This is a genomic window from Brevundimonas sp., assembly GCF_036732845.1.
Classification (GTDB): Bacteria; Pseudomonadota; Alphaproteobacteria; order Caulobacterales; family Caulobacteraceae; genus Brevundimonas.
In genome coordinates this window covers 17,538-41,918 of record NZ_DAINBO010000003.1, presented here as the reverse complement: position 1 = coordinate 41,918, position 24,381 = coordinate 17,538, and the positions used below count along the sequence as shown (strand labels likewise).

17 protein-coding genes are annotated in these 24,381 nt (G+C 71.1%); 7 read left to right on the top strand and 10 right to left on the bottom strand.

Annotated features, from left to right (window positions below):
- Window positions 1-123: 123 nt before the first annotated feature.
- From V7D63_RS01995 to V7D63_RS01975, 5 genes are all read right to left on the bottom strand, one after another.
- Window positions 124-1,569, bottom strand: coding sequence for an AMP nucleosidase (locus V7D63_RS01995; protein ID WP_333590576.1), 1,446 nt, complete (start codon window positions 1,567-1,569; stop codon window positions 124-126).
- 66 nt (window positions 1,570-1,635) lie between these two features.
- Window positions 1,636-2,478: a hypothetical protein gene (locus tag V7D63_RS01990; RefSeq protein ID WP_333590575.1), complete on the bottom strand. Its 843-nt coding sequence runs from the start codon at window positions 2,476-2,478 to the stop codon at window positions 1,636-1,638.
- Between the two features lie 30 nt (window positions 2,479-2,508).
- Entirely contained in the window at window positions 2,509-3,417 is a 909-nt protein-coding gene (locus tag V7D63_RS01985; RefSeq protein WP_333590574.1) for an alpha/beta hydrolase, read from the bottom strand.
- Window positions 3,418-3,435: 18 nt separating this feature from the next.
- A complete protein-coding gene (locus V7D63_RS01980) occupies window positions 3,436-5,574 on the bottom strand; it encodes a S9 family peptidase (RefSeq protein WP_333590573.1) in 2,139 nt (712 codons plus the stop codon).
- Window positions 5,575-5,644: 70 nt separating this feature from the next.
- The gene (locus V7D63_RS01975) at window positions 5,645-7,735 is read right to left on the bottom strand and encodes a S9 family peptidase (protein WP_333590572.1); all 2,091 of its coding nucleotides are present in this window, start codon (window positions 7,733-7,735) and stop codon (window positions 5,645-5,647) included.
- A gap of 156 nt (window positions 7,736-7,891) precedes the next feature.
- Between V7D63_RS01975 and V7D63_RS01970 the strand changes: the two genes are divergently transcribed.
- From V7D63_RS01970 to trxA, 7 genes are all read left to right on the top strand, one after another.
- Window positions 7,892-8,776 (top strand): GNAT family N-acetyltransferase, encoded by an 885-nt coding sequence (locus V7D63_RS01970; RefSeq protein ID WP_333590571.1) that lies wholly within the window; start codon window positions 7,892-7,894, stop codon window positions 8,774-8,776.
- The gene (gene tsaE / locus V7D63_RS01965) at window positions 8,773-9,231 is read left to right on the top strand and encodes a tRNA (adenosine(37)-N6)-threonylcarbamoyltransferase complex ATPase subunit type 1 TsaE (RefSeq protein ID WP_333590570.1); all 459 of its coding nucleotides are present in this window, start codon (window positions 8,773-8,775) and stop codon (window positions 9,229-9,231) included. The genes V7D63_RS01970 and tsaE overlap by 4 nt, the downstream gene beginning before the upstream one ends.
- Entirely contained in the window at window positions 9,224-10,312 is a 1,089-nt protein-coding gene (gene amgK / locus V7D63_RS01960) for an N-acetylmuramate/N-acetylglucosamine kinase AmgK (RefSeq protein WP_333590569.1), read from the top strand. Before tsaE ends, amgK begins: the two co-directional genes overlap by 8 nt.
- A gap of 29 nt (window positions 10,313-10,341) precedes the next feature.
- Window positions 10,342-11,046 (top strand): N-acetylmuramate alpha-1-phosphate uridylyltransferase MurU, encoded by a 705-nt coding sequence (murU, locus tag V7D63_RS01955; RefSeq protein ID WP_333590660.1) that lies wholly within the window; start codon window positions 10,342-10,344, stop codon window positions 11,044-11,046.
- A gap of 172 nt (window positions 11,047-11,218) precedes the next feature.
- Window positions 11,219-14,317, top strand: coding sequence for a double-strand break repair protein AddB (gene addB / locus V7D63_RS01950; protein ID WP_333590568.1), 3,099 nt, complete (start codon window positions 11,219-11,221; stop codon window positions 14,315-14,317).
- On the top strand, window positions 14,314-17,826 hold the full coding sequence (addA, locus tag V7D63_RS01945) for a double-strand break repair helicase AddA (protein ID WP_333590567.1): 3,513 nt from the start codon (window positions 14,314-14,316) through the stop codon (window positions 17,824-17,826). Before addB ends, addA begins: the two co-directional genes overlap by 4 nt.
- Window positions 17,827-17,908: 82 nt before the next feature.
- The gene (trxA, locus tag V7D63_RS01940) at window positions 17,909-18,235 is read left to right on the top strand and encodes a thioredoxin (RefSeq protein ID WP_333590566.1); all 327 of its coding nucleotides are present in this window, start codon (window positions 17,909-17,911) and stop codon (window positions 18,233-18,235) included.
- Here the strand turns inward: trxA and V7D63_RS01935 are convergent, their stop codons facing one another.
- From V7D63_RS01935 to V7D63_RS01915, 5 genes are all read right to left on the bottom strand, one after another.
- Window positions 18,236-18,988: a cobaltochelatase CobT-related protein gene (locus tag V7D63_RS01935; protein ID WP_333590565.1), complete on the bottom strand. Its 753-nt coding sequence runs from the start codon at window positions 18,986-18,988 to the stop codon at window positions 18,236-18,238.
- Between the two features lie 122 nt (window positions 18,989-19,110).
- On the bottom strand, window positions 19,111-20,385 hold the full coding sequence (locus V7D63_RS01930; RefSeq protein ID WP_333590564.1) for a bifunctional folylpolyglutamate synthase/dihydrofolate synthase: 1,275 nt from the start codon (window positions 20,383-20,385) through the stop codon (window positions 19,111-19,113).
- Window positions 20,386-20,463: 78 nt separating this feature from the next.
- Window positions 20,464-20,829 (bottom strand): DUF1318 domain-containing protein, encoded by a 366-nt coding sequence (locus tag V7D63_RS01925; RefSeq protein WP_333590563.1) that lies wholly within the window; start codon window positions 20,827-20,829, stop codon window positions 20,464-20,466.
- A gap of 12 nt (window positions 20,830-20,841) precedes the next feature.
- Entirely contained in the window at window positions 20,842-21,039 is a 198-nt protein-coding gene (locus V7D63_RS01920) for a YnbE family lipoprotein (RefSeq protein ID WP_333590562.1), read from the bottom strand.
- 64 nt (window positions 21,040-21,103) lie between these two features.
- Window positions 21,104-24,241, bottom strand: coding sequence for an intermembrane phospholipid transport protein YdbH family protein (locus V7D63_RS01915; protein WP_333590561.1), 3,138 nt, complete (start codon window positions 24,239-24,241; stop codon window positions 21,104-21,106).
- Window positions 24,242-24,381: the final 140 nt, after the last annotated feature.

The window sequence follows — 24,381 nt, the reverse complement described above, 5'->3', positions numbered from 1 at the left end:
CAAGCCCCGTGCTTCGTATCGCCCAGCCCTCCCCACCCGGCGCTTCGCGCCACCCTCCCCCGCGAGGGGGAGGGAGATCGGCGCCCTCAAGCAGCGAGCGCCCGCGGCGCGAGCGTTAGGGCGTCACCGGAACGGCGGCTCGTCGAACGCCCGCAGCTTCCGCGAATGCAGTTTCGACCCCTCGGCCCGCAACAGGTCGATGGCGCGGATGCCGATCTGCAGGTGTTCCGAGATCGAGCCTTCGTAGAAGCGGTTGGCCTGGCCCGGCAGTTTGATCTCGCCGTGCAGCGGCTTGTCCGAGACGCACAGCAGGGTCCCGTAGGGCACGCGGAAGCGATAGCCCTGGGCCGCGATGGTCGCGCTTTCCATGTCGATGGCCACGGCCCGGCTCTGGTTGAAGCGCAGGGCCGATTTGGAATAGCGCAGCTCCCAGTTCCGGTCGTCGGTGGTGACCACCGTGCCGGTGCGCAGGCGCCGCTTCACCTCTTCGCCCGGCGCGCCCGAGACGTCCTTGGCCGCGTCATAGAGGGCGCGCTGGACCTCGGCGATGCTCGGGATCGGAATGTCCGGCGGCAGGACGGCGTCCAGCACATGGTCGTCGCGCAGATAGGCGTGGGCCAGCACATAGTCGCCGATGGTCTGGCTGGGCCGCAGGCCGCCGCAGTGGCCGATCATCATCCAGGCGTGCGGACGAGTGACGGCCAGGTGGTCGCAGATGGTCTTGGCGTTCGACGGGCCGACGCCGATGTTGACCAGAGTCACCCCGTCCCAGCCGGGCGCGGTCAGATGATAGGCCGGCATCTGATGCTTGCGCCAAGCCTGGTCCAGGATGGCCAGCTCGGGGTCCGGGTTGTCGCGGGTGATGATGACGCCGCCCGCGCAGGACAAGGTCTCATAGGGGCTGTTCGGATCGGCCAGTTGGGCGCAGGCCCAACGCACGAACTCATCGACGTAGCGGTGATAGTTGGTGAACAGCACATAGTTCTGCGTGTCGTCGACCCGCGTGCCCGTATAGTGTTTCAGCCGCGCCAGAGAGAAGTCGGTGCGCAGACCGTCGAACTGGGCCAGGGGGAAGGCTTCGCCCGCATCCCACAGACCGTCCGAGATCTCGTCGCCGATATGGGCCAGGTCGGTGGTCGGGAAATAGCGGGCGATGGCCGCCGTCATGGAGCGGTCCAGCACCACGTCCGAGCCGTCCAGCACATAGGGGAAGGGGATTTCCTGATCCGAGGGTTCGACCTCGAACTTGGCGCCGTAGTCGCGTTCCAGCAGGTCCAACTGCTGGACCAGATAGGGTCCGAACAGGTCCGGCCGCGTGATCGTCGTCTCATAGACGCCGGGCCGCGACAGGCGGCCGAAGGCGCGCGTCTCCAGATGCGCCGGCCGCTCGCCGAACCAACTGACCCTGAGACGGGGATAGGCGAACAGGCCCCTGGCCCGCGCTTCGGCGTCGGGGCGTTCGCCGGTTTCGAGGAAGGTCTTCACCGCCCGACGCAGATCGGAGACGGAAGCGGTGTAGAGGGTTTCGAGGCGGTCCAGCGCCGCCCGTGCGTTCATCGTGTTTGTCATGGCCTCCTTTAACGGAGAAGCGTGACTTTGGCGAGACGAGGGGCGATCACACTGCGTCACCCTTCGTCACACGCCCTCCCCCGCGCGGCGCATATTGACCGAGGTCAGGGTCAGCCGGTCGTCGACGATGTCGAAATCCAGCCCCGCATCGCCGCCCTCGCCGCAGCAGTTGGCGTCCTGGGGCCGCCACAGGGGGGTCCAGGCGCTGAGTTCCGGGAAGCGCCAGCGCGGCTGGTGACGCACCTCGAACCCTTTCAGCAAGTCGCCCGCGCGGTCCTGCCAGTGGATGTCCACCGGCCGCCACTGGCCGTCGCGCCACAGCAGCATCACCGTCATGTCGCCCGAACCGGTGCCGCGCGACAGGCCCGGAACGATCAGCAGCCAGCGGCCCTCGCCGTTCGGCGTCAGCATGGGCGGGTCATAGCGCGACCCTTCGAAGGTCCAGTAGATGGGCTTGAGCGCCCCGCCTGCCTCCTGCTCGAAGATCACCACGCCGCCGCCGACGCCGTCCTCGTCGGTGAAGCCGTCCTGGATCTGGAACCACAGCCGTTTGTCGCCGCCCTGGACGAAGCCGCCCGCGCTGACCGAACAGCCCTTCAGCACGATGTCGACGCAGCCGTCCTTCAGCGCCTCGATCGTGACGCGCGCGGCGCGAGCCTTGCGGTCCTGGACGATGCGGCGTTGCAGAGCCTCGACATACCCGGTCTCGTCGCGCTGATCGGCCGGTTCGGACATCCAGTAGCGGTGAACGTTTTCGACGTCGTACGGCATGGGCGTGACCGCCAGGGCCTGGCGATAGGCGCCGTCCGCCGTGGTCGCCAGCGGTTCTTGCGCTTCGGCGGCGGGAGCCTGGCCGCAGGCCGAACCGGCCAGGGCCAGGGCGAGGATCGAAACGGTCAGCAGGCGCATGGGTCCCTCCAGTCGTCGGCCATCGTGCCCCTAGACGGCGGGTCGCGCCACTGACCGACCCTGACGAACCGCGCCCAGTTCGCGATGCAGAAAGGCCGTCACATCGGCCAGCACCGGCGCCTTGGCCCGGAACAGGGGCGAGAAGGCCGCGATCAGATCGGCGTGGTTCAGGCCGGGATAGAGCTTGGCCTCAGACCGCCCGCCGACGGCGTGCATCCGCTCGTTCAAAAGGACCGTGTCCTCGGCGTGGACCACCACGTCCGCCGTCCCGTGGCCCAGCCACAGCGGCGGGGCGTCGGCGCGCACGAAGGTGACCGGCTGGGTCATCAGGGGATCGGGCGCGCGGCCGAAGGCCTGGATCGAGGCGGGGACGTCGAACGGCAGGAAGTCGTACGGCCCGGCCAGGCCCGCCGCCGCCTTGATCAGGCCGGGTCGGCCCACGGCGGCCATGTAGCGCCGGTCCAGGGCGATCATCATGGCCAGGTGTGCGCCCGCCGAATGGCCGATCACGCCCAGCCGTTCCGGGTCGCCGCCATGGAGCGGCGCGATCTCGGCCGCCCTGGCCGTGGCCGCCGCTGCGTCCTCGACGAAGACCGGGAACAGGGCGTCGGGCGCGAGGCGATAGTCGGGCGTGGCGACAACGAACCCCTGGGCCGCCAGGGCCTGGGCGGCCCAGCCATAGAGGGCCTTGGACCCCGAATCCCAGCCGCCGCCGTAGAAGAAGACCAGCACCGGCGCGGTCTCGCCCCGCGCCAAGTCGGGGGCGTAGACGTCCATCGTCTGACGCGGTCCCGGCCCATAGGCCACGCCCTGGGCCACCCGCCGCGCGCCGCGATCGCGGGGACCGGCGGCGTTCAGCAGGCCCAGGGGCGAACAGGCCGCGGCCCAAGGGCTGAGAAGGGCGCCGAGAGCGGGGGCGAACAGGCCGCGCCGGGTCATGTCACCCCCGGTCGGCGATCAGTGCCGATCCTCGGAGCCGATGTAGTTGTACAGCCAGTTGAACACCTCATTGTGCCATTGCAGGCTGTTCTGCGGCTTCAGCACCCAGTGGTTCTCATTGGGAAAGACCAGAAGGCGGCTCTTGATCCCGCGCCGTTGCAGAGCGGTGAAGGTCGACAGGCCCTGGGCCGTCGGGATGCGGTAGTCGAGGTCGCCCTGGACCACCAGCATCGGCACGCGCCACTGATCGACGAAATGCACCGGGTTGAAGGCCTCATAGCCTTCGGGGTTTTCGTATTGCGTGCCGCCGTACTCCCATTCGGTGAACCACAGCTCTTCGGTCGCATAGCCCATGCCGCGGATGTCGAAGACGCCGTCGTGATTGACCAGGCATTTCCACGGCGTGTTCCACTTGCCCGCGATCCAGTTGACCATGTAGCCGCCGTACGAGGCGCCGAGCGCGCAGGCGCGGTCGCCGTTCAGGAAGCCGTAGGTCGACAGGGCGTAGGCCCAGCCCTTTTGCAGGTCCTCCAGCGGCCGGTCGCCCCAGTGCTGGCTGATGGAATCGGTGAAGGCCTGGCCGTAGCCGGTCGAGCCGTGGAAATCGATCATCACCACCGCATAGCCCGCACCCGCATAGGACGACGGGTTCCAGCGATAGGACCAGCTATTGCCGAACGAACCCTGCGGCCCGCCGTGGATCAGGAAGGCGACCGGATATTGGCGCCCCTCGACATAGTTGGCGGGCTTGATGACATAGCCGTGCACCGTCTCGCCGTTCCAGCCAGGGAAGCTGAACTGCTCGGCGGCGCCGAAGGTCATGGACGCCAGTTCCGGGTTCACCTCGGTCAGGCGGCGCGGCGTTTCGCGGCCGCGATAGGTCTTGAACCAGAGGTCCGAGGGCCGATCCAGGGCGTCCTGGGCGAAGACGATGCCCGTCGGCGTCAGCTCGAAGGCCGAGACATGGCCCGGCCCGGTGACCGGAACCACGCTGTCGCGCTGAATATTGACGGCGAAGATCCGCGTCTGGCCCACGTCGCCGGCGGTGACGTACAGGGTGCGGCCGTCCGCCGACCATTTCAGACTGTCGGCCGAACGGTCCCATTCGGGCGCGACCCGTCGCGTCTGGCCGGTCGCCACGTCGCGCAGCATGATGTCGTAGCGGTCGGCCTCGAAGCCCGGCCGGCTCATGGCGCGATAAGCCAGGGTCTTGCCGTCCGGCGAGAAGACCGGGCCGGTGTCCCAGGCGTCATTGGCGTCGGTCAGGTTCTCGAACCGGCCATTGCCCGACAGGTCGGCGCGGTACAGGTCGAAATTGGTGCTCCACGGCTCGGTCATGCCGGCCTGGCGGGCCGAGAAGACCACGCCCTGGCCGTCGGGGGTGAAGGTGAATTCGCCCTCGTCGCCGAACGGCTTGGACGGGGTGTCGCCGTCGAAGCCCTTGGTCACCCACACCGGATCGCCCGAGGCGCGGCCGTCGGCGCCGATAGACAGGGCGAACAGGTGGTTCTGGGTGTGGTCGTTCCACGTATCCCAGTGACGCACGAACATGCGGTTGAAGGTCATGCCGGTCGACTTGCGTTCACCGTCCCGCGCGGCTTCCTGAACCGCGGCGTTCAGGTCCGCCGCGCCCGGATAGACGGCCAGCGACACCATGACCCGGTCAGCCTGGGGGCTGAGGCGATAGGCGTTGACGTCGGTCGGCAGGTCGGTGACCTGGGCCGGGTTCGAACCGTCGGCCTCGGCGCGCCAGAGCTGGCTCGATCCCGAACGGCCCGACAGGAAATAGATGCGTCCGTCCGAACCCCAGCGGGCGGTGTTGGCGCCGCCGTCCGAGATCGCCAGGCGGCGCGGCTCGCCCGAGCCGTCGACGGCCCGCATCCAGATGTGGCCGGTGCGGCGGTTGGCGACCATGTCGGTCGTCTGGACCGAATAGAGCACCCATTTGCCGTCCGGCGAGACCTGCGGGTCCGACAGCCGGTTCAGGTCGATCATCGTCTCATAGGTGAAGGGGGTCCCCGCCTGTGCGGCCTGCGCGGCCGGGGCGGCGGGCTGGATGTCCGGGGCGGCGGCCGGGACCGCGGTCTCGGCCCAGGCGGGCGCGGCGGACATCAGCGCCAGGACGGCGCAGGCGGAAAGCAGGGAACGATGACGCATCGGACGGCTCCTGGAACTTCGACGGTGCTGGGGTAGCACCGTGCACGGCCCGTAGGAAGCGGCGGCCCGGTCAGGGCGTCGGCGTGGTCCAGCGTGCGGTCCAGGTCAGAATTTCGTTCTGCCAGTCGACCCAGTTGCGGGGCTTTGAGACCCAGTGGTTCTCGTCCGGCACAAGGACGAAACGGCTGGGCACGCCCTGGCGCTGAAGGGCCGAAAAGGTCGCTAGGCCCTGTTCGATCGGCACACGGAAGTCGCGCGCGCCGTGCAGGACCAGCATGGGCTTGCTCCAGTCCCCCGCGAAATCGCCGGGCGAGAAGGCGCGATACAAATCCATCCGCTCCCACGTCGGACCACCGAACTCCCAGATGAAATTGCCGATGTCCGTGGCGTTCATCAGTTGCGGCACGTCGAAGACCCCGGCGTGGTTGACCAGGCAGGCCCAGGGTCCGTTCCACTTGCCCGCGATCAGATTGACCATATAGCCGCCATAGGAGCCGCCCAGGGCGCAGGCGCGGCCGCCGTCGATGAAGCGGTTTTCGGCTAGGGCGGCGGCCCAGCCCTTTTGCAGGTCTTCCAGCGGCCGGTCGCCCCAGTGATCATTGATGGAATCGGTGAAGGCCTGGCCGTAGCCGGGCGAGCCATGAAAATTGATCATCACCACGGCGTATCCGGCCGAGGTGTAGATCTGGGGGTTCCAGCGATAGGACCAGCTCTCGGTCCAGGGCGATTTCGGCCCGCCGTGGATCAGATAGACGGCCGGATAGGTGCGGCCCTCGACATAGCCGACCGGCTTGAACACCCAACCGCGCACCGGCTCGCCGTTCCAGCCGGCGAAGGTGAAGGCCTGGGCGTCCGGCAAGTTCAGCCCGGCCAGAGTCTCGGCGTTATGATCGGTCAGGGCGCGGGCGGCGTCGCCGCCGCCGGTCACGATCTGGGTCGGGCCGTCGAAGCCGTCGCGGGCATAGACCAGGACCCCAGCCCGGCTCTCCACCCCCGAGATCGCGCCCCGCCCGGTCAAGGGGGCGACGGCGCCGGTGCGGGCGTCGATGCTGAACAACCGATTTTGGCCGTCGTCGGCGGCGGTGGCCAGCAGCGTCCGCCCGTCCGAAGACCAGGTCAGGGAGGCCGGACCTCGATCCCAGTTCGGGGCCAGGGGGCGGGGATTGGACCCGTCGGCGTCGGCCACCATGATCACGGCCTGGTCGCCGCGGAGGTTCTCACGCTTTCCCGCCAGCCAGGCCAGGCGGCGGCCGTCGGGAGAAAAGGCGGGCGAGCCGTCAGGGGCGGGATTGGCCGGGGTCAGATTGACCGCCACCCCGCCGTCGATGGAGACGCGGAACAGGTCGGTGTTGTCGGTGAAGGTCTCTCCGACGCCCTGGGTCTGGGTCGAATAGACGATGGCGCGCCCATCGGGTGAGATGACGAATTCGCCCTCGACGCCCTGGGGCTGGGACGGCGTGTCGGCGTCCAGACCGGCCATCAGGTCGCGCGGCGGGCCGTCGGCCAGGCCCGAGCCGTTCAAGGGCTGGACGAACAGGTGCTGGCGCCGTCCGTCGTTCCAGTGATCGAACTGGCGCAGCGGCATCCGGTCATAGCCGGTCACGGTCGAGGGCGAACGGGCGTCGGCGTCGATCCGGTCCTTGGTGCACTGAAGCGTGTCGCAGTCGATGAAGACCGGCAACGACAGGATCAGGCCGCGCCCGTCCGGCGAGACGCGGAAGGCGACGACATCGACCGGCAGGGCGGTGACCTGGACTGCCGCCTGGCCCTGGGCGTCGGCGCGCCAGACCTGGCTGGAGCCGCCGCGCGACGACAGGAAATAGACCGCCTGACCGTCCGCCGCCCAGCGCCCGGACGCGGCGCCGCCGGCCGATATGTCCAGCTTGCGCGGCTCGCCGCCGTTCAGATCGGCGACCCACAGGGCCGAGACGCCGCGATTGCCGTCCCAGTCGGTCGAGCGGACGCCGTACAGGACGCGCCGCCCGTCCGGCGAGACGCGCGGGTCCGAGACCCGGTCCATCATGGCCAGCGTCCGCAACGACAGGCCGCCCGGCAGGGCCGCGACATCCGCGCCCGACGGCGAGGCCGACTGCGCCGAAACGCTGGCGGGAACGGCCGCGAGCATGAGGGCCGCGACGGCGGCGGCGAGGTTGAATCTCATCGAAGTCCCCCCAGGACGTTTCGCCCGCACCGTGCACCCCGGCCCGGGTCGCGGTCCAGTCGGAAAACGGCGGTATGAGGCCTGCCCAGACGCCGGGACCGAGGGCGCCTGCCTGTCACTTGCCTGTCTCTGGCGCAGCGGCGACAAGGGGGTCGGATGACCGCTTCGCCCCCCGTCCCGCTCGACGCCCCGCCCGCCGCCCGCACGCGACGGGCCGATCACGTCGTCGACGTGCTGATCGCCGAACGGGCGCCGCGTCTGACCGGCTCGCCGCTGTGGCCGCTGGTCCGGCCGCCGCTGTACGCCCTGCTGGGCTATAGCGAGGCGCGCGCCATGGCCGACGCCATCGCCCCCCTGTCGGGCCAGGCCGCGCTGGACCACGTCGCTGATCTGCTGGACCTGAGGGTCTCGGCCCTGAACCTGGACCGCGTGCCCGCGACCGGGCGCTGCGTCGTCGTGGCCAACCACCCGACCGGCATCGCCGACGGCGTGGCCGTGTTCGACGCCCTGAGACAGCGTCGCCAGGACAGCATCTATTTCGCCAACGCCGACGCCCTGCGCGTCTCGCCGCGTCTGGGCGAGGCCGTCATTCCGGTCGAATGGGTGGTCGAAAAGCGCACCCGCGAAAAGACCCGCGCCACCCTGGAGGCGGCCAAGGCCGCCTTTCAGGCCGAACGCTGCGTCGTCCTGTTCCCCGCCGGCCGCCTGGCGCGGGTGGGCCGGGACGGTTCTCTGACCGACCCGGAGTGGGCCGCCACCGCCGCCTCGCTGGCGCGCAAATACGACGCCCCCATCGTGCCGATCCACGTCAGCGGTCCCTATTCCCGCCTGTTCCACCTGTTCGACCGCATCTCGCCCGAGCTGCGCGACGTGACCCTGTTCCACGAGATGCTGAACAAGAAGAAGCAGGCCTTCCGCCTGACCGTGGGCCTGCCGATCCCGCCATCGCGGCTGGACATCGACGCGGCGCGCGCCACCTATGCGTTGAAGGCCTTCACCGAGCGGGTCCTGCCCAGCCAGCCGGACGCCGAATTCGCATGATCCTGGACCTGACCGACGCGGACGCCACGACCCGGCTGGGCGCGGCCCTGGCGCCCCTGCTGGGCGTCGGCGACGCAGTGCTGTTGCGCGGGCCGCTGGGCATGGGCAAGTCGACCCTGGCGCGCGGCCTGATCCGCGCCCTGACCCGACCGGACGAGGACGTGCCCAGCCCGACCTTCACCCTGGTCCAATTCTATGAGGCCGAGCCGCCCGTCGCCCATTTCGACCTGTACCGCCTGACCCAGCCGCAAGAGGCGGTCGAAGTGGGGCTGGACGAAGCGCTGGACCGGGGCGCCGTCCTGATTGAATGGCCCGAACGGCTGGGCGACGACCCCGCCGCCTGGCTGGGGGTCGAGCCGCTGACGATCGATCTGGCCGAGCACGGCGAGGGTCGTCGTGCGACCGTTTCCGGCGCGGGCGGCTGGAAGGCGCGACTGAGGGATCTGAATGTCTGACCGCGAAACCTTGCGTCTAAGCTTCCTGGCCGCCGCCGGTCTGGCCGAGGCGGCGCGCGCCCCCTTGCCCGGCGACGCCTCGACGCGGCGGTACGAGCGGCTGACCACGGCCGACGGCCGCTCGTTGATGCTGATGGACCAGGCGCCGGCGGCCGAAAGCCCGCCGTGCGACCCCGCCTGGCCGCCCGAGGAACGCCACGCCCAGGGCTGGAACGCCGTCGCCCGCCTGTCGGCCGGACGGATCGAGGCCTTCGCCGCCGTCGCCGCCCATCTGAAATCCCTGGGCCTGTCGGCGCCCGAGGTGATCGCCCTGGACGCCCCGAACGGCCTGGCCGTGCTGGAGGATTTCGGCGACGCCCTGTTCGCCCGCGTGATCGAGGCGGGGGCCGACGAGACGCCGCTGTACCTGGCCGCCGTCGAGGCCCTGGCCGTCATCCACGACGCGCCGACGCCGGAGGTGCTGCACGGTCCCGGAGGCGACTGGCCGCTGCTGGCCTATGATCAGACGGCCTTGCAGGGCGGGGCCGACCTGTTCGTCGACTGGCTGCCGAGGCTGAAGCCCGAACTCGATTTCGACGACGACGCCGTCTCCGCCTGGCGCGCGGCCTGGGCGCCGGTGGTCGAGCGCGCAGCCCAGGGCGCGACCGTCATGGCCCATCGCGACTATCACGCCGAGAACCTGATCTGGCTGCCGGATCGCGCGGGCGCCGCCCGTGTCGGCATGATCGACTTCCAGGACGCGGTGCGCGCCCATCCGAGCTGGGACCTGCACTCGCTGCTGCAAGACGCCCGGCGCGACGTCTCGCCCGAGCTGGAGCAGGCCGCGCTGGACCGCTATTTCGCCTTGCGCCCCCAGGTCGGCCGCGACGCCTTCATGCGCGACTACGCCGGTCTGGCGGCCCTGAACGAGGCGCGCATACTGGGCATCTTCGCCCGGCTGATCGTGCGCGACGGCAAGCCGCGATACGGCGCCTTCATGCCGCGCATGTGGACGCATCTGGAACGGAACCTGGCCCAACCGGGGCTGGAGCCGGTCGCCGACTGGTTCGCCCGCCATGTTCCGCAGGAGGCGCGGCGATGACCGGCCCGACGACCGCCCCAAAGACCGCCATGGTGCTGGCCGCCGGTCTGGGCACCCGGATGCGCCCCCTGACCGACGACCGGCCCAAGGCCCTGGTCGAGGTCGGCGGCAAGGCCCTGATCGACCATGTGCTGGACCGGCTGGCCGAGGCCGGGATCGAACGGGCCGTGGTCAATGTGCATTGGTTCGCCGACCGGCTGGAGGCGCATCTGGCGGGCCGGACGCGCCCGGCCGTGGTCATTTCAGATGAGCGCGCCGAACTGCTGGAGACCGGCGGCGGCCTGAAGAAGGCGCGCCCCCTGCTGGGCGACGATCCGGTGTTCGTGGCCAATATCGACAGCGTCTGGATCGACCGGAGCGATACGCCAGGCGGGGCCTTGGGCGATCTCGTGAAACTGTGGGATCCCGAGCGGATGGACGCGGCCCTGCTGCTGGCCCGGCGCGAAGGCTCCATCGGCTTCGAGGGCGACGGCGACTTCTTCCTGGACGAACAGGGACGTCTGACCTTCCGAGGTCAGGCGGCCAGCGCGCCCTATGCCTATATGGGCGTGCACATCACCCGGCCCGACTATGTCGCCGACGGTCCCGAGGGGCCTTTCTCTCTGGCGACCCTGTGGCGCGGGTCGGCCGCCCAGGGGCGTCTGTTCGGCTGCGTGTTGGACGGCGACTGGATGCACGTCGGCGACCCCCGGTCCCGCGACGAGGCCGAGGCGCGGCTGAAGGTCGCTCGGTGATCGACCCTGGCGCGACACGATCGGCGCGCGTCCTTAGATCCTCCCCCGTGCTTCACGGGGGAGGGGGACCGCGAAGCGGTGGAGGGGGCGACCCCGCGCACCGGCCGTGGCCCTCGCCCCCTCCACCATGCCATGCATGGTCCCCCTCCCCCGCTTCGCAGGGGAGGATCTGATGACCCGCTTCGATCCTTTCGCCGGGCCTGCGCCGCGCTGGTTCGCCATACCGGCGCACCGCCCGTTCCTGGAGGATCTGGCGGCGGGCGTTCTGGACTGGCTGGGCGACCATGCGCCCGAGACGCTGAGCGATGCGGTCATCCTGTTGCCCAACCGCCGGGCGGCGCGCGACTTCACCCGCGCCCTGGCCAAGACCGCGGGGGACCGGCCGGTGCTGCTGCCCCAGGTGCGGCCGCTGGGCGATCTGGAGGAGGACGAGCCGCCCTTCGCGCCCGGCGAACTGGGCCTGGACCTGCCGCCCGCCATCGCCCCCCTGACGCGGCGGTTCGAAATGGCCCGGCTGGTGGCCGAACACCATGACGCCGATCTGACGCCGCTTCAGGCCTTGGCCCTGGCCGACGCCCTGGGCGGCTTTCTGGACTCCTGCCAGTTGGAAGAGGTTCCCGCGCCCGAGCGTGTTCTGACCCTGGTCGAGGGCGAACTGGCCGAACACTGGACGCGGGCGGCCGAATTCCTGGCCGTCGGGGTCGAGACCTGGCCGAAACGGCTGGCCGAACTGGGTCTGGTCGATCCGGCCTGGCGCCGCGCGACCCTGCTGCGCCGCCTGGCCGAACAGTGGGACGCCCATCCGCCGAGCCAGCCGGTCATCGCCGCCGGTTCGACCGGCTCGGTCCCCGCCGCCGCCGACGTTCTGGGCGCCGTGGCCCGCGCGCCCCAGGGCTGTGTCGTCCTGCCCGGTCTCGACCTCGACCTGGACGACGCCGTCTGGCGCCAGATCGACGACGACAATGAACAGCATCCCCAACGCGCGCTGAAACGCCTGTTGGACCGCCACGGCGTCGCCCGCGACACGGTGCGGCCCTGGTTTCGTCCGCCCGCCGATCCCGCCGCCGACAGCCGGGGCCGCGCCCGCCAGCGGCTGCTGAACGAGGCCCTGCGTCCCGCCGACGCCACCGGCGACTGGCGCGAGGCCATCCGCGACATCCGCGTCCGCGCCGCCGAGGCGGGCCAGGCCGTCGATCCCATCGCCCAGGGGACGCACGGCCTGTCCGTCCTGAGCCTGCGTCACGAGGAAGAGGCTGCCGCCGCCATCGCCCTGATGATGCGCGAGACGCTGGAGACGCCCCATGCCGATGGAACGCCCCGGACCTGCGCCCTGGTCACGCCCGACCAGGGGCTGGGCCGCCGCGTCGCCGCGCGGCTGGAACGCTGGGGGATCGTCGCCGACGTCTCGGCCGGGCGGCCGCTGAACCGCACGCCCGCCGGGCGGCTGGTCGATCTGTGCGCGCGCTGGCTGGCCGAACCGGCCGATCCGCAGGTGTTGTTAGGCCTGTTGAAACATCCGCTGGTCCGGCTCGACCTGGGCGAGACCGACGTCGCCCGCGCGGTCTCGGCCTTGGAGCGCCTGGCCCTGCGCGGGCCGCGCCCGTCCGGTTTCGACCGCATCCGTCGCCGCCTGGACCGCGCCGCCGCGGCGAGACGCGACGGAACGCCGCCGTCCGAAGGCGCCCTGGCCCAGGTCGATATGGCCCGCGCCCTGACCCAGCACCTGGCGCGCCTGCACGCCGACGCCGCCTTCGCGCCCGAGGCGCCGCTGGACGCCGCCGCCCGCGCCCTGACGATCCTGATCGAATCCCTGGCCGGCCAGAACGCCTGGGCCGGGGCGGACGGAGAGGCGGCGGCCGCCTTGTTGTCGGGCCTGATCGAGGGCGGCGCATCCTTGGGCGCGGTCGCGCCCGCCGACCTGGCCGAACTGATCCAGGATCTGCTGGCCGAGGCGGTCGTGCGCACAGGCGGGGCGACCCATCCGTCCTTGCGCATCCTGGGGGCCATCGAGGCGCGGCTGACGCGGGCCGACCGCATGATCCTGGCGGGGCTGGAGGAGGGCGTCTGGCCGCAGGGACCGCCGGTCGATCCCTTCCTGTCGCGGCCGATGCGCAAGGCCCTGGGCCTGCCGCCGCCGGAACGCCGCACCGGCCAGAGCGCCCAGGACTTCGTCCAGGCGGCCTGCGCCGAGGAGGTCGTGCTGATCCACACCGAGCGCCGGGGCGGCCAGCCCGCCGTGCGATCGCGCTGGCTGTGGCGGCTGGACATGCTGACGCGCGGCGCCGACGGCGAGACCACGCCCGTGGCCCTGAACGCGCCCGACCGTCTGGCCGACTGGACCCGCGCCCTGGACGCGCCCGCCCGGACCACGCCCGACTACGCCAGACGTCCCGCGCCGACCCCGCCGGTCGATCGGCGCCCGCGCACCCTGCCGGTGACCAGCGTCCAGAACTGGGTGCGCGACCCCTATTCGGTCTATGCCGACCGCATCCTGGGCCTGAGATCGATGGAGCGGCCCGGCGCCTCGGCCGAGGTGCTGGCGCGCGGCACGGCCGTGCACGACGCCATCGAACGCATCGTCGAGACCTGGCCCGACGCCCTGCCCGAAGACAGCGCCGACCGGATCGAGGGCTTTCTGATCGAGGCCCTGATCGAGGCGGGGTTCGAGGACGCCGCCCTGGCCCGCGAACGGCCGCTGGCCCGCAACGCCGCCCGCTGGCTGGAACAGTTCGAGCGTGAGCGGCGTGCGCGCGGCGTCGAACTGCTGATCGAACAGTCGGGCGCCCTGGCCGTCGACGCTCCGTTCGCGCCCTTCACCGTCACGGCCAAGGCCGACCGCATCGAGCTGGACGCCTCTGGCGCGGCCGTAATGGACTTCAAGACCGGCCGCACGCCCAGCCAGAAGGAGGTTCTGGCCGGTTTCGCCCCTCAATTGACCCTGACCGCCGCCATCCTGGCCGCCGGAGGCTTCAAGGCAGAGCCGACCGAGGCGGTCGAGCTGCTGTATGTGAAAATCACCGGCCGCAAGGCGCCGGGCGAGGTGACGGACGTCGCCCGCATCGGCCGCAACAACGCCCTGACCGCCGCCGAACTGGCCGAGCGCGAGCTGGAGCGGCTGAAGGTCGGGGTCGCCCGCTTCGACGATCCGGCCACGCCCTATCCATCCTGGGCCGCCCCCCAGTTCATGGGCAATTTCGGCGGCAACTACGACCACCTGGCCCGCGTCTGGGAATGGCATGTGGCCGGGGCGGACGAGGAGGCGTCGGAATGACCGACCTGTCTCCCGTCGATCAGGCCAAGGCGCATCAGGCGACCGCCGCCGATCCCGCCCTGTCGGTCTTCGTCACCGCCAACGCCGGGTCAGGCAAGACCACCACCCTGGTCAATCGCGTGGCGCGTCTGCTGCTGAAGAAGGTCCCGCCCGGGGCCATTCTGTGCGTCACCTACACCAAGGCGGCCGCCGCCGAGATGCAGGCCCGGCTGTTCGACAAGCTGGGCCGGTGGGCGGTCGCCGACAACGATGCGCTGACCCGCGAACTGGCCGAACTGGACGGCCGCGATCCCAAGACCCTGACTGATCTAGAGCTGTCCGAGGCCCGGCGCCTGTTCGCCCGCGCCCTGGAGACGCCGGGCGGGCTGAAGATCCAGACCATCCACGCCTTCTGCGAAAAGCTGTTGCGGCGCTTTCCGCTGGAGGCCGGGGTCCAGCCGGGATTCGAGGTGCTGGAGGATCAGGCGGCCCTGGCCCTGTCGCGGGCCGCGCGCGAAGATCTGGCCCGCGCCGCCCTGGTCGACGGTGACGGACGGCTGGGGTCAGCCTACGCCTATTTCGCGGTCGAGATGGCCTTCGACGCCTTCAAGGGCCTGCTGGACGAAATCGAGGCGAAGCGCGAGCCGCTGCTCGATTATCTGAACCGCATCGACGCCGGGACCGCGCCCGACCCGCACGCCCTGGTCGGCCTGGCGCCCGATGAACGGGCCGAGGACATCGAGACCGGCTTCATGGCCTGGCTGAACGCCGCCGACTGGCTGGCCGCCGCCGACGGGTTCGCGAGCGGAAGCGCCAACGATCAGAAGCTGGCCGCCCAGATGCGGGACGCGACGCCGCCCGCCACGACGTTGAGCGCCATGGCGCCGATCTTCACCGATTCCAAGGGCGTCCCGCGTGACAAGTTCGGCACCGCCAAGGCCCCGCCGGGCGCGGCCGCCTATCTGGCCGAGGTCTCGCTGAAATATCTGGCGGTGCTGGACCGCGTCCGCGCCGCCCACGTGGCCGACGAGACGCAAAAGGCCCTGACCCTGGCCCGCGTCCACGCGGCCTTCTATGACGCCGCCAAGCGTCGGCGCGGCGCGCTGGACTTCACCGATCTGGTGGCGCGCACGGTGGCGCTGTTGACCCGCAACGCCTCGGCCGCCTGGGTGCTGTACAAGCTGGACGGCGGCGTCGATCACGTGCTGATCGACGAGGCTCAGGACACGGCCCCGGATCAATGGGCCATCGTCCGCGCCCTGACCGAACCCTTCTTCGCCGGCGCAGGGGCCGAGCGGCGCGGCCCGGCCATCGACCGCACCGTCTTCGCCGTCGGCGACGAGAAACAGTCGATCTACTCCTTCCAGGGCGCCCGGCCGGAACGCCTGCGCGAGGAACGGCGCGACTATCTGGCCCTGGTCGAGAACGCGGGCCTGGCCTTCGCCGGGCCGGACCTGAACACCTCCTTCCGCTCGACCGAAGAGGTGCTGGCCTTCGTCGATGAAGCCTTCGCCACGCCCGAGCGGACCCGCGCCCTGGTCGGGGCGACCGGCGACCGCCTGCCTCATCTGCCCGCCCGCGCGGGCCAGCATGGTTCGGTCGATTTGTGGCCGCTGTTCCAGGACCCGGAAAAGGTCGAGCGCGAGGCCTTTGATCCGGTCGACAAGGAAGACGCCAGAAGCGCCCGCAAGCAACTGGCCCAGGCCCTGGCCCAGGACATCAGACGCCAGGTCGAGACCGGCGTCGCCGTTTGGACCGTCGATAAGGACAAGCAGCCCGTCCATCGCCCCGTGCGCTGGGGCGATTTCCTGATCCTGGTGCGACGCCGCGACGCCACCTTCGAGGAGATCATCCGCGCCCTGAAGACCGAGGGCGTGCCCGTGGCCGGGGCCGACCGGCTGAAGCTGAAGGCCCATATCGTCTTCGACGACCTGGCGGTCCTGGCCCGGTTCGCCCTGTTTCCCGAAGACGACCTGTCCCTGGCGGAAATCCTGCGCGGCCCGTTCTGCGACGTCTCCGATTTCGGCGCGCCGGACAGCCTGTTCCCCCTGGCCGACAGACAGGTCCGCCAGGGCGGCCTATGGTCCGAACTGCGTCGCCGCGCGGACGAGCATCCGGCCTGGGCCGAGGCGCGCGACCTGATGAACGCCCTGATCGCCGCGCGCGACCGCGATCCCTTCGGCTTCTTCTCGCTAGCCCTGAACCGGGTCGGCGCCGACGGCCGCTCGGGTCGGGCGCGCATCCTGAACCGGCTGGGCCGCGAGGCCGAGGAGGCGATCGACGAGACCCTGGCCCAGGTTCTGGCCGCCGAGGAGCGGGGCGGCCGCGACCTGGAGACCTGTCTGGCCCTGTTGGAGCAGGCCGACGTCACGGTGAAGCGCGAGATGGAAGGCGCCCGCGACGAGGTCCGCGTCATGACCGTGCACGGCGCCAAGGGGCTGGAGGCGCCGATCGTCATCCTGCCCGACACCACCGGCAAGGCGAAGGGCCAGGGCGCGCCCCTGATGCCTGTCGCGCTGGATGAAGGCGGCGAGGCCTGGCTGATGGCGCCGTCCAGCAGGAAGGAAGACTGCCGCGCGTCGGCCCAGGCGCGTCAGGCGCGCCAGGACCGGGCCGACGCCGAATACCTGCGTCTGCTCTATGTCGCCCTGACCCGCGCGCGCGACCGGCTGGTGGTCATGGGCCGCGCGATGAAGACGCCCAAGGAGGGCTTCGAGATCGGAAGCTGGTGGGACGTGATCGCCCAGACCTTCGAGCGGCTGAGGGCCGCCGACGCCGGAAAGGACCCGCCGCGCGTGCGCGACAGCGGCGACGGCCGCATCCGTTTCGGGGTCGATCCCGGCGTCGCGCCCCTGACCGCCGACGCGTCCGTCACGGCCGCCGCCCTGCCCGGCTGGATCGCGCGGACGCCCGCGCCGGATCGAGCCGCCGGGATCGCCTCTCCATCCCAGATGCAGGGTGCGATCCGCATCCCCGCCCCCTCGCCGCTGGCCCGCTCGGGTCCCGGGGCGGCCCTGGGCCGGTTCCGGCGCGGCGACCTGATCCACCGGCTGCTGGAGCGCCTGCCCGACGCCCCGCCGGAGTTGTGGCCCGATCTGGCGCCGCGTCTTCTGGCCCGCGAGCGCGACCTGGACGAGGCCCAGCGCGCCGAGATGATCGCGGCGGCGCTGGGCGTGTTGACCGACGCCCGTTTCGCCCCGGTCTTCGGTCCCGGCTCACGGCCCGAGGCGGCGGTGACCGGCGGCGGCGGCGACCTGCCGCCCGGCGTGGTGGTGTCGGGCCGCATCGACCGGCTGGTGGTGACGCCCGAGCGCGTGCTGGTCGTCGACTACAAGACCAACCGCCCCGCCCCCGACCAGATCGAGGACGCCGACCCGGCCTATGTGCTGCAACTGGCGACCTATGCGGCGGTGCTGCGCCGCCTCTATCCCGACCGCCCGGTCGAGGCGGCCCTGGTCTGGACCGACGGGCCGAAGCTGATGGCCGTGCCGCGCGAGATGATGGACGCCGCGCTGGACCCCTTGCGTTGAAACCGGCGCCCTGGCCGCCCACATCCAACGCGAACACCGGCCGAATCGCCTATGCTGGGCGGCCGATCAGGAGACGAAGACCATGGCCACCGTGAAGGTCACCGACGACAGTTTTGATGGCGACGTGCTGAAGGCGTCCACCCCCGTGCTGGTGGATTTCTGGGCCGAATGGTGCGGTCCCTGCAAACAGATCGGCCCGGCCCTGGAACAGATCGCCGACGAACTGTCGGGCAAGGTCGTCATCGCCAAGGTCAATATCGACGACAGCCCCATGGTCCCGTCGAAACTGGGCGTGAAGGGCATCCCCACCCTGATGCTGTTCAAGGACGGCCAGATGACCTCGATGAAGGTCGGCGCCATGCCCAAGGGCAAGATCCTGGAATGGCTGGCCGAGGCGGGGGTTTCCTGACTACGTCTCACCGGCCGCGATAAGTTCTGTCAGAAAATCTGTAAGGCCCTTCTGTAGGTCTGCTGGCGAGTTGATCTTCGAGGATCTCGGATACCAACCGCTGACATCGTGGCCGACGCCGAGGGCGGCCAGTTCAATGCGGCCATCGACGGCGATGGCCGCGATGACCTCCCTCAGATGGACATCGAGGAAGAGCGGACCATTGGCCTGTTGCGAGGAATCGTCCACCGGCGAACCGTCCGAGATCACGACCAATATCCGCCGCGCCGCATCGCGCGCCAACAGCCGGTCGGCGGCCCACAACAGAGCCTCGCCGTCGATGTTCTCCTTGGGAAGGTCGGGCCGCAGCATGGCCCGGACCACGCCCTCGGCCAGGTCGGGCGAAATCTCGTCCGTATCGCGGTAGAGGATGTGCAACAGCTCGCACAGCCGCCCCGGACGCGCGGGTTGCAGCAACCGCTTCCACAAACGCCGCGGACGGCCGCCCCGCCATGAGGCGGTGGTGAAACCCAGCACCTCGACCCCGACGCCCCGGGTCGTCAGCAGACGTACGGCGCACATGATCGCCGCCGCCGCCAGGGCCATGGGCTGTCCGCGCATCGAGCCGGATTGATCAAGCAGCAGGGTCACGACCGTGGCCCCGGCGCGGCGCGGCTTGACCCGTCTCGTCGCCGGAACAATCAGGGCGTCACGAACCGTCGCCCAGGAGGCGTCCTGTTCCTCCAACATCTGTGTCGAAAGCGGGCCGAGCACGGCGTTGAGTTCATCCGCTCGAACTTCACGGTCGAACCAGGGCGTAAAGATGCGATAGGCGCTCCGTCTCGGGGCAAGGCTGGAGACCGGCTTTCGCCAGAGACCGTGCAGGATCGCCCCGATCATCCCGGCCACGTCTCGCGGCTGGCGCTCAGCACCTCGCCGGCCAGATACAGCGAACCGCAGATGACCACCCGGCCCGCGCCCCAGGCCAGGGCGCGGTCCAGGGCCTCCTCAACCGATCCCGCCGCCATGGCCCCCAGTCCATGGCCCCGCGCCACCGCCGCCAGGGCCGCCGGTTCGGCCGCCGCGCCGTCGAAGCCGACGGTCAGGACGTGGGCGCCGGTTCCGCGCAGCGCCTCGAAGAAGCCGCCCGCGTCCTTGTTGGCCAGCATCCCGGTGATCAGGGCCAGCGGCATCGGCGCCCGCGCCTGGCGCGCCGCCAGGAAGGCCGCCAGCGCCCGCCCGGCGTGGGGGTTGTGCCCGCCGTCCAGCCACAGCTCGGCCCCCGCCGCCCTGGCCGTCGCGCCATAGGGTCCCGTCGTCAGCCGCTGCAGCCGGGCGGGCCAGGCCGCCGTCTTCAGCCCCTCGGCGATGGCCGCCTCGGGCAGGTCCAGCTCCAGCGCCGTCGCCACGGCCAGACCGGCGTTGTCGTATTGATGCTCGCCCGCCAGGGCCGGGGCGGGCAGGTCCAGGAACCGTTCGGTCGATTGGAAGGCCAGGCCGCCGATCTCGGGCCAGGCGTCGAAATCCGTTCCCATGACCGTCAGGGGCGCGCCCACCGTCGCCGCCGTCCGTTCGATGACCGCCATGGCCGCGGGGTCCTGGCGCGCGATGACGCCCGGCGCCCCGGCCTTCAGCACCCCGGCCTTTTCCCCGGCGATGGCCGCCAGGTCCGTGCCCAGGAACTCCGCATGGTCCAGATCGACCGGGGCGATCACGCTGACCAGCGGCCGTTCGATGACATTGGTGGCGTCCAGCACTCCGCCCAGGCCGACCTCTATGATCGCCAGGTCGGCGGGGGTCTCGCTCATGGCCAGGAAGGCGGCGGCTGTGGTGCTTTCAAACACCGTCGCCTGGCCCGAGACCGCCTCGATCCGGTCGAGGATCTCGTTCAGTTGATCGTCTTCAATGAGCCGCCCGGCCAGGCGGATGCGTTCGTTGAACCGCACCAGATGCGGCGAGGTGTAGGCGTGGACCCGCAGGCCCGCCGCCTCGGCCATGGCGCGCAGAAAGGCCACGGTCGACCCCTTGCCGTTGGTCCCCGCGACATGGACCACCGGCGGCAGCCTGTCTTGCGGATCGCCCAGCGCCGCACACAGGGCGCGCATCCGATCCAGCGACAGGTCGATGCGCTGGGGGTGGCGCGCGCGCAGCCGAGCGGAGATCGGGTCCATCTGGGCTTTCGAGCCTATGGACGAGACCAGCGCAAGGGCCGCCGTAGCCCTTCTCCCCCGGAGGGGAGAAGGATGGGGTTATCTCTGCACCCACTGGCCCTGGGCGTTGCGGTACCATTGGCCCGTGGCGATGCGCGGGAACAACTGGGCCTCGAACATTCGGGCGGCGGCCACGTCGGCCGTGGTCCCGGCGTCGGCGGCGCCCTGGGCGTACACCCGGCGGCGGCCGTCGTTGGTGGCGGTCACGGCGGCGCGCAGGTCGGCCGAGGCCGAAGCCGGGGTGCGCACGCCCAGATAGCCGTCGGCCTGTTCGCCGACCACGCCCTCGACCTTGGCGGCGTCGATCATCGACTTCTGCTGGGCGGTCTGGGCGAAGGCCGCGCCGGCGGCGACGCCCAGGGCGGCGATGGCGGCGGCGGCGACGAAACTCTTGCGGAACTGCATGATCCTATCCCCTCAGAACAGGTTGGGGTTTTCCTGCAGCAACTGCTGCAGTTCGCGGTCCAGGCGGATGCGCACGTCGGCGTCCAGCTTGGCGTATATCTGAATCGGCGCGACCTCGACCCGCACCGTCGGCGTGCAGGCGGCGACCGAACCGGCCGCAGCCGCGATCAGGGCCAGGCCCGTCAGGGTGGTCGCTCTGGTTCGGCTCATGGGTCGACTCTCCGAAAGGTTCGCGGCGATTTAACGTCGCAGTGGGTGAACGGGTCCTGAACGATCATTCCGGGTCGGCCTCTCCGGCGCGGGCGCGGTTCAGGGCCAGAAGGTCGTTGACCAGTTGATCGGCGTTCAGCGTCGTATCCAGCGTCAGGTCCACCCCCGTGCCCGACGGCAGGGGCAGGTCGCGTTTCAGGAAGTCGCGGCTGATCAGCTCAGACAGGCTGAGCCGCAACTCCTGCCGTTGGGGCGGATCATGGCGGCCCTTGATGTGGAACAGCACGCCCAGCCGCCCCGCCTCCAGGCTGTTCACATCGGCGGTCAGCGTGTCGAAGGCCAGGTTCTCCATCGCCTGATAGGCCATGTCCTGAACCGTATTGGGCGGAACCTCGGTCCCGCCGCCGCCGGTCTGGACCGCGCTCAGGGTCTCGCGTTGGATCGACAGGCGCCCCGGCTGCACGGCCCGCAGGGCGCCGCCCGAGATCCGCACCCCGCGCCCCGGCGTCGAGGTGAAGGGCAGCCGCCCTGACACCACGGCGTCCAGGCTGGCCTTGTCGCCGAAACCCGATCCCGCCAGCAGTTCGCCCAACTGCACATTCTCCAGCTCGATCACGCCCGAGAAGCCCTGGGTCGGGTCCAGCGGCACGACGAACGGCAGCACCCGCACCACTCCGCCCGCCACATGGATGTCAGCCGCCGCGACCGAAACGCCCGCCTTGTCGATGGCGAACTGGACCTGGGCGTCGGTCAGGGGCGTCAGGCTTTCCAGACGGTCGGCGCCCAGTCTTTGGTCCGGCGCCGTGACCAGGGGGATCAGACTGGTGAAGTCGATCCGGCCCTTCAGCCCCTTCACCGGCCCGGCCGGGCTGACGAAGTCCAGCCCCGGCACGATCAGACGACCGCCGCTGGTCCCCTCGCCGTCGGCGCGCCAGTCGATCCGGCCGCTGAACTGAGCCGCGCCGGTCGCGGGCGGCTGGACGAAGCTCTGGACCAGGGGGCTGAGACCGCCCGGCTGCAAGCCCCCCTCGGCGAATTGCAGCATCGGCGTTTCGATCGCCATCCCGCCCAGGCCCGTGCGCCCGTCGTGCGCCAGGGTCAGACGGCCCACCGGCGTCTCGCCGGACTTCAGGTCGAAGCCGCCGCTCCAGGTCTCGTTCGCCAGCGCCGCCTCGCCCGAGACCATGAGAGGATTGAACCGGCGCGGCGTGGTGGCGTCCAGCGCCCGCGCCGCATCCATCCGCGCGTTCAGCGCCACGCCGCCCGGCCCGCCGGAGACCCGCAAGGCCCCTTCCGCCTCGCTGAACCGCATGGCCAGGAAGGGCGCCGAGGCCTCCACCCCCGCCAACCGCCCCCGCGCGCGCCAGCCGCCGTTCTCGACCGTCACCAGGGGCGCGCCTTCGGGGCAGAACCGGCCCGACAGGTCGGTCACGTCGTTCTGATCCAGCTCCAGCCGTTCGACCGCCACGGCGACGCAGTCCGAGACCGCATAGGTCAGCCGTCCGTTGGATGAGACCAGCAGCCCCGCCGTCCGCGCCGTCACGCCCCGGAACAGGTCGAAGTCCAGCGCCCCGCGTCCGTCGATCCGCGCCTGGAACCCGCCCGGCGTCAGCCGCCAGTCGGGCACGTCGACGGCCAGTTCCGGCAGGCCGCGCCCGCGCTGGGCCGTCAGCACCGCCGCCCCGCCGCCCGCCTCGCCCGGCCGGGCCGCGAACACCGGTCGGGCGCCCATGCGCGCGATACGCAGCACCCCGCCGTTGTCGGGCCGCAGTTCGACCGGCTGGTCCAGGGCGACGGTCGCGCCGGGGCTGCCGGTCGTCAGGCGGAAGGCCGGGACCGACAGGCGGAAATCGCCCAACGCCTGTTTCATCGCCGCCAGATCGGCGGGATCGTCGCGGCCCGTCGCCCCGAACAGCGGCCAGCGTCCGTTCGCGGCCTCCAGCGCGCCGCGCGCCTGGATCAGGGCCGCCCCCTCGAACCGCGCGTCCAGCGCCGCCTGTCCGGCCACATCGGTCAGCGCCAGATCGCCCAGGCCGAAACGCCGCGCCCCCAGGGTCACGGGACCGACCGCCTCGGCCGCCGCGCCGCGTCCGCCGACCGTCAGGGCCGAAGACGCCAGCCGCAGCCCCTCGACCGTCGTCTCACCCGCCGCCAGCCGTTCGGCCGAGACCGTCGTCGGCCCGTCCAGACGCCAGCCCAGGCCGTCCGGGCCGCGTTCCAAATTCAAGCGCCCGCCCGCGACCGCCAGGTTCAGGCCCGCGCCGCGCGCGCCCGCCGCGTCCAGCCCGGTCGCGCGCAGCGTCAGGTCGGAGCGCCCGGCGATGCGGAAAGCCTCGATCCAGCCGCCGACCGTTCCGTCGAACGCCCCGTCCGCCGCCAAGCCGCGCAGCCGCGTTCCGCCGGTTCCCAGGGCCGCCGCCGTCGCCTTCAGGGACAGCGCCGCCCGCCCGTCGCCCCGGCGGCGTTTCAAATCGGGATAAGGCAGGTCGCCGGTCAGGGTCGCCGCGACGCCCGACAGGTCCAGACCCGGCGCCGTCGCCTGATCGGCCGCGACATCCAGCCGCACCCGGATGCGGTCGCCGACGGTCGCCGCCGTCGCCGATCCGGCCAGATTCCGCGCCGATCCGTCACGTCCCTGAAGCCGCGTTTCGGGCAGACGCGCGTCCAGCCGCATCAGTTTTCCGTCGTCGACGCGGGCGTCCGCCGTCGCCGCCAGCCGCCCATAATCCGTGTCCAGACGGACACGCCCCCCCTCGACCAGCACCAGGGGCGAGCGGCTGTCGGGGCGGGGCGGACGGCGGGTGAACTCTTCGACGATCGGGTCCAGCGCACCCAGACTCAGTTTTCCGTCGGCCCAGCGCGCCTTCAGAACCGGGCGGACCAGCCGCACCCGGCTGGGCGTCACGCCCAGGCCGCGCGCCGACCAGGGCGCGCCGATCACATAGTCGACCTCGACCCGTTCGACGGCGAAGTCGGGGTCGCGCGGGTCGCCCGCCCGCACCCTGGCGACCAGGCCGTCCAGCTCGATACGCTCGATCTCGACCTCGGACGGAACGCCGCGCCGCTCCAGCCAGCCGGTCAGCAGCTCCCGCGCCGCCGCCCGCCGGTTCAGATACGCCAGGCCGACCAGCAGCAGGGCCAGCACCGCCAGCGCGGCCAGACCCAGCCCGATCCCGCGCGCGACACGGCGGGCGCGGCTCAAGCGCGCCTCGTACAGCGATGGGGGACGACCGAATTGACCTGCATGTTGAGAAACCTGAACGGCACACAGCGTTGCACAATGAACACTGCGTCGTGTCGTGGGGGACACTTACAGCTTTTTGTGGCGCTGTCACGGCCATG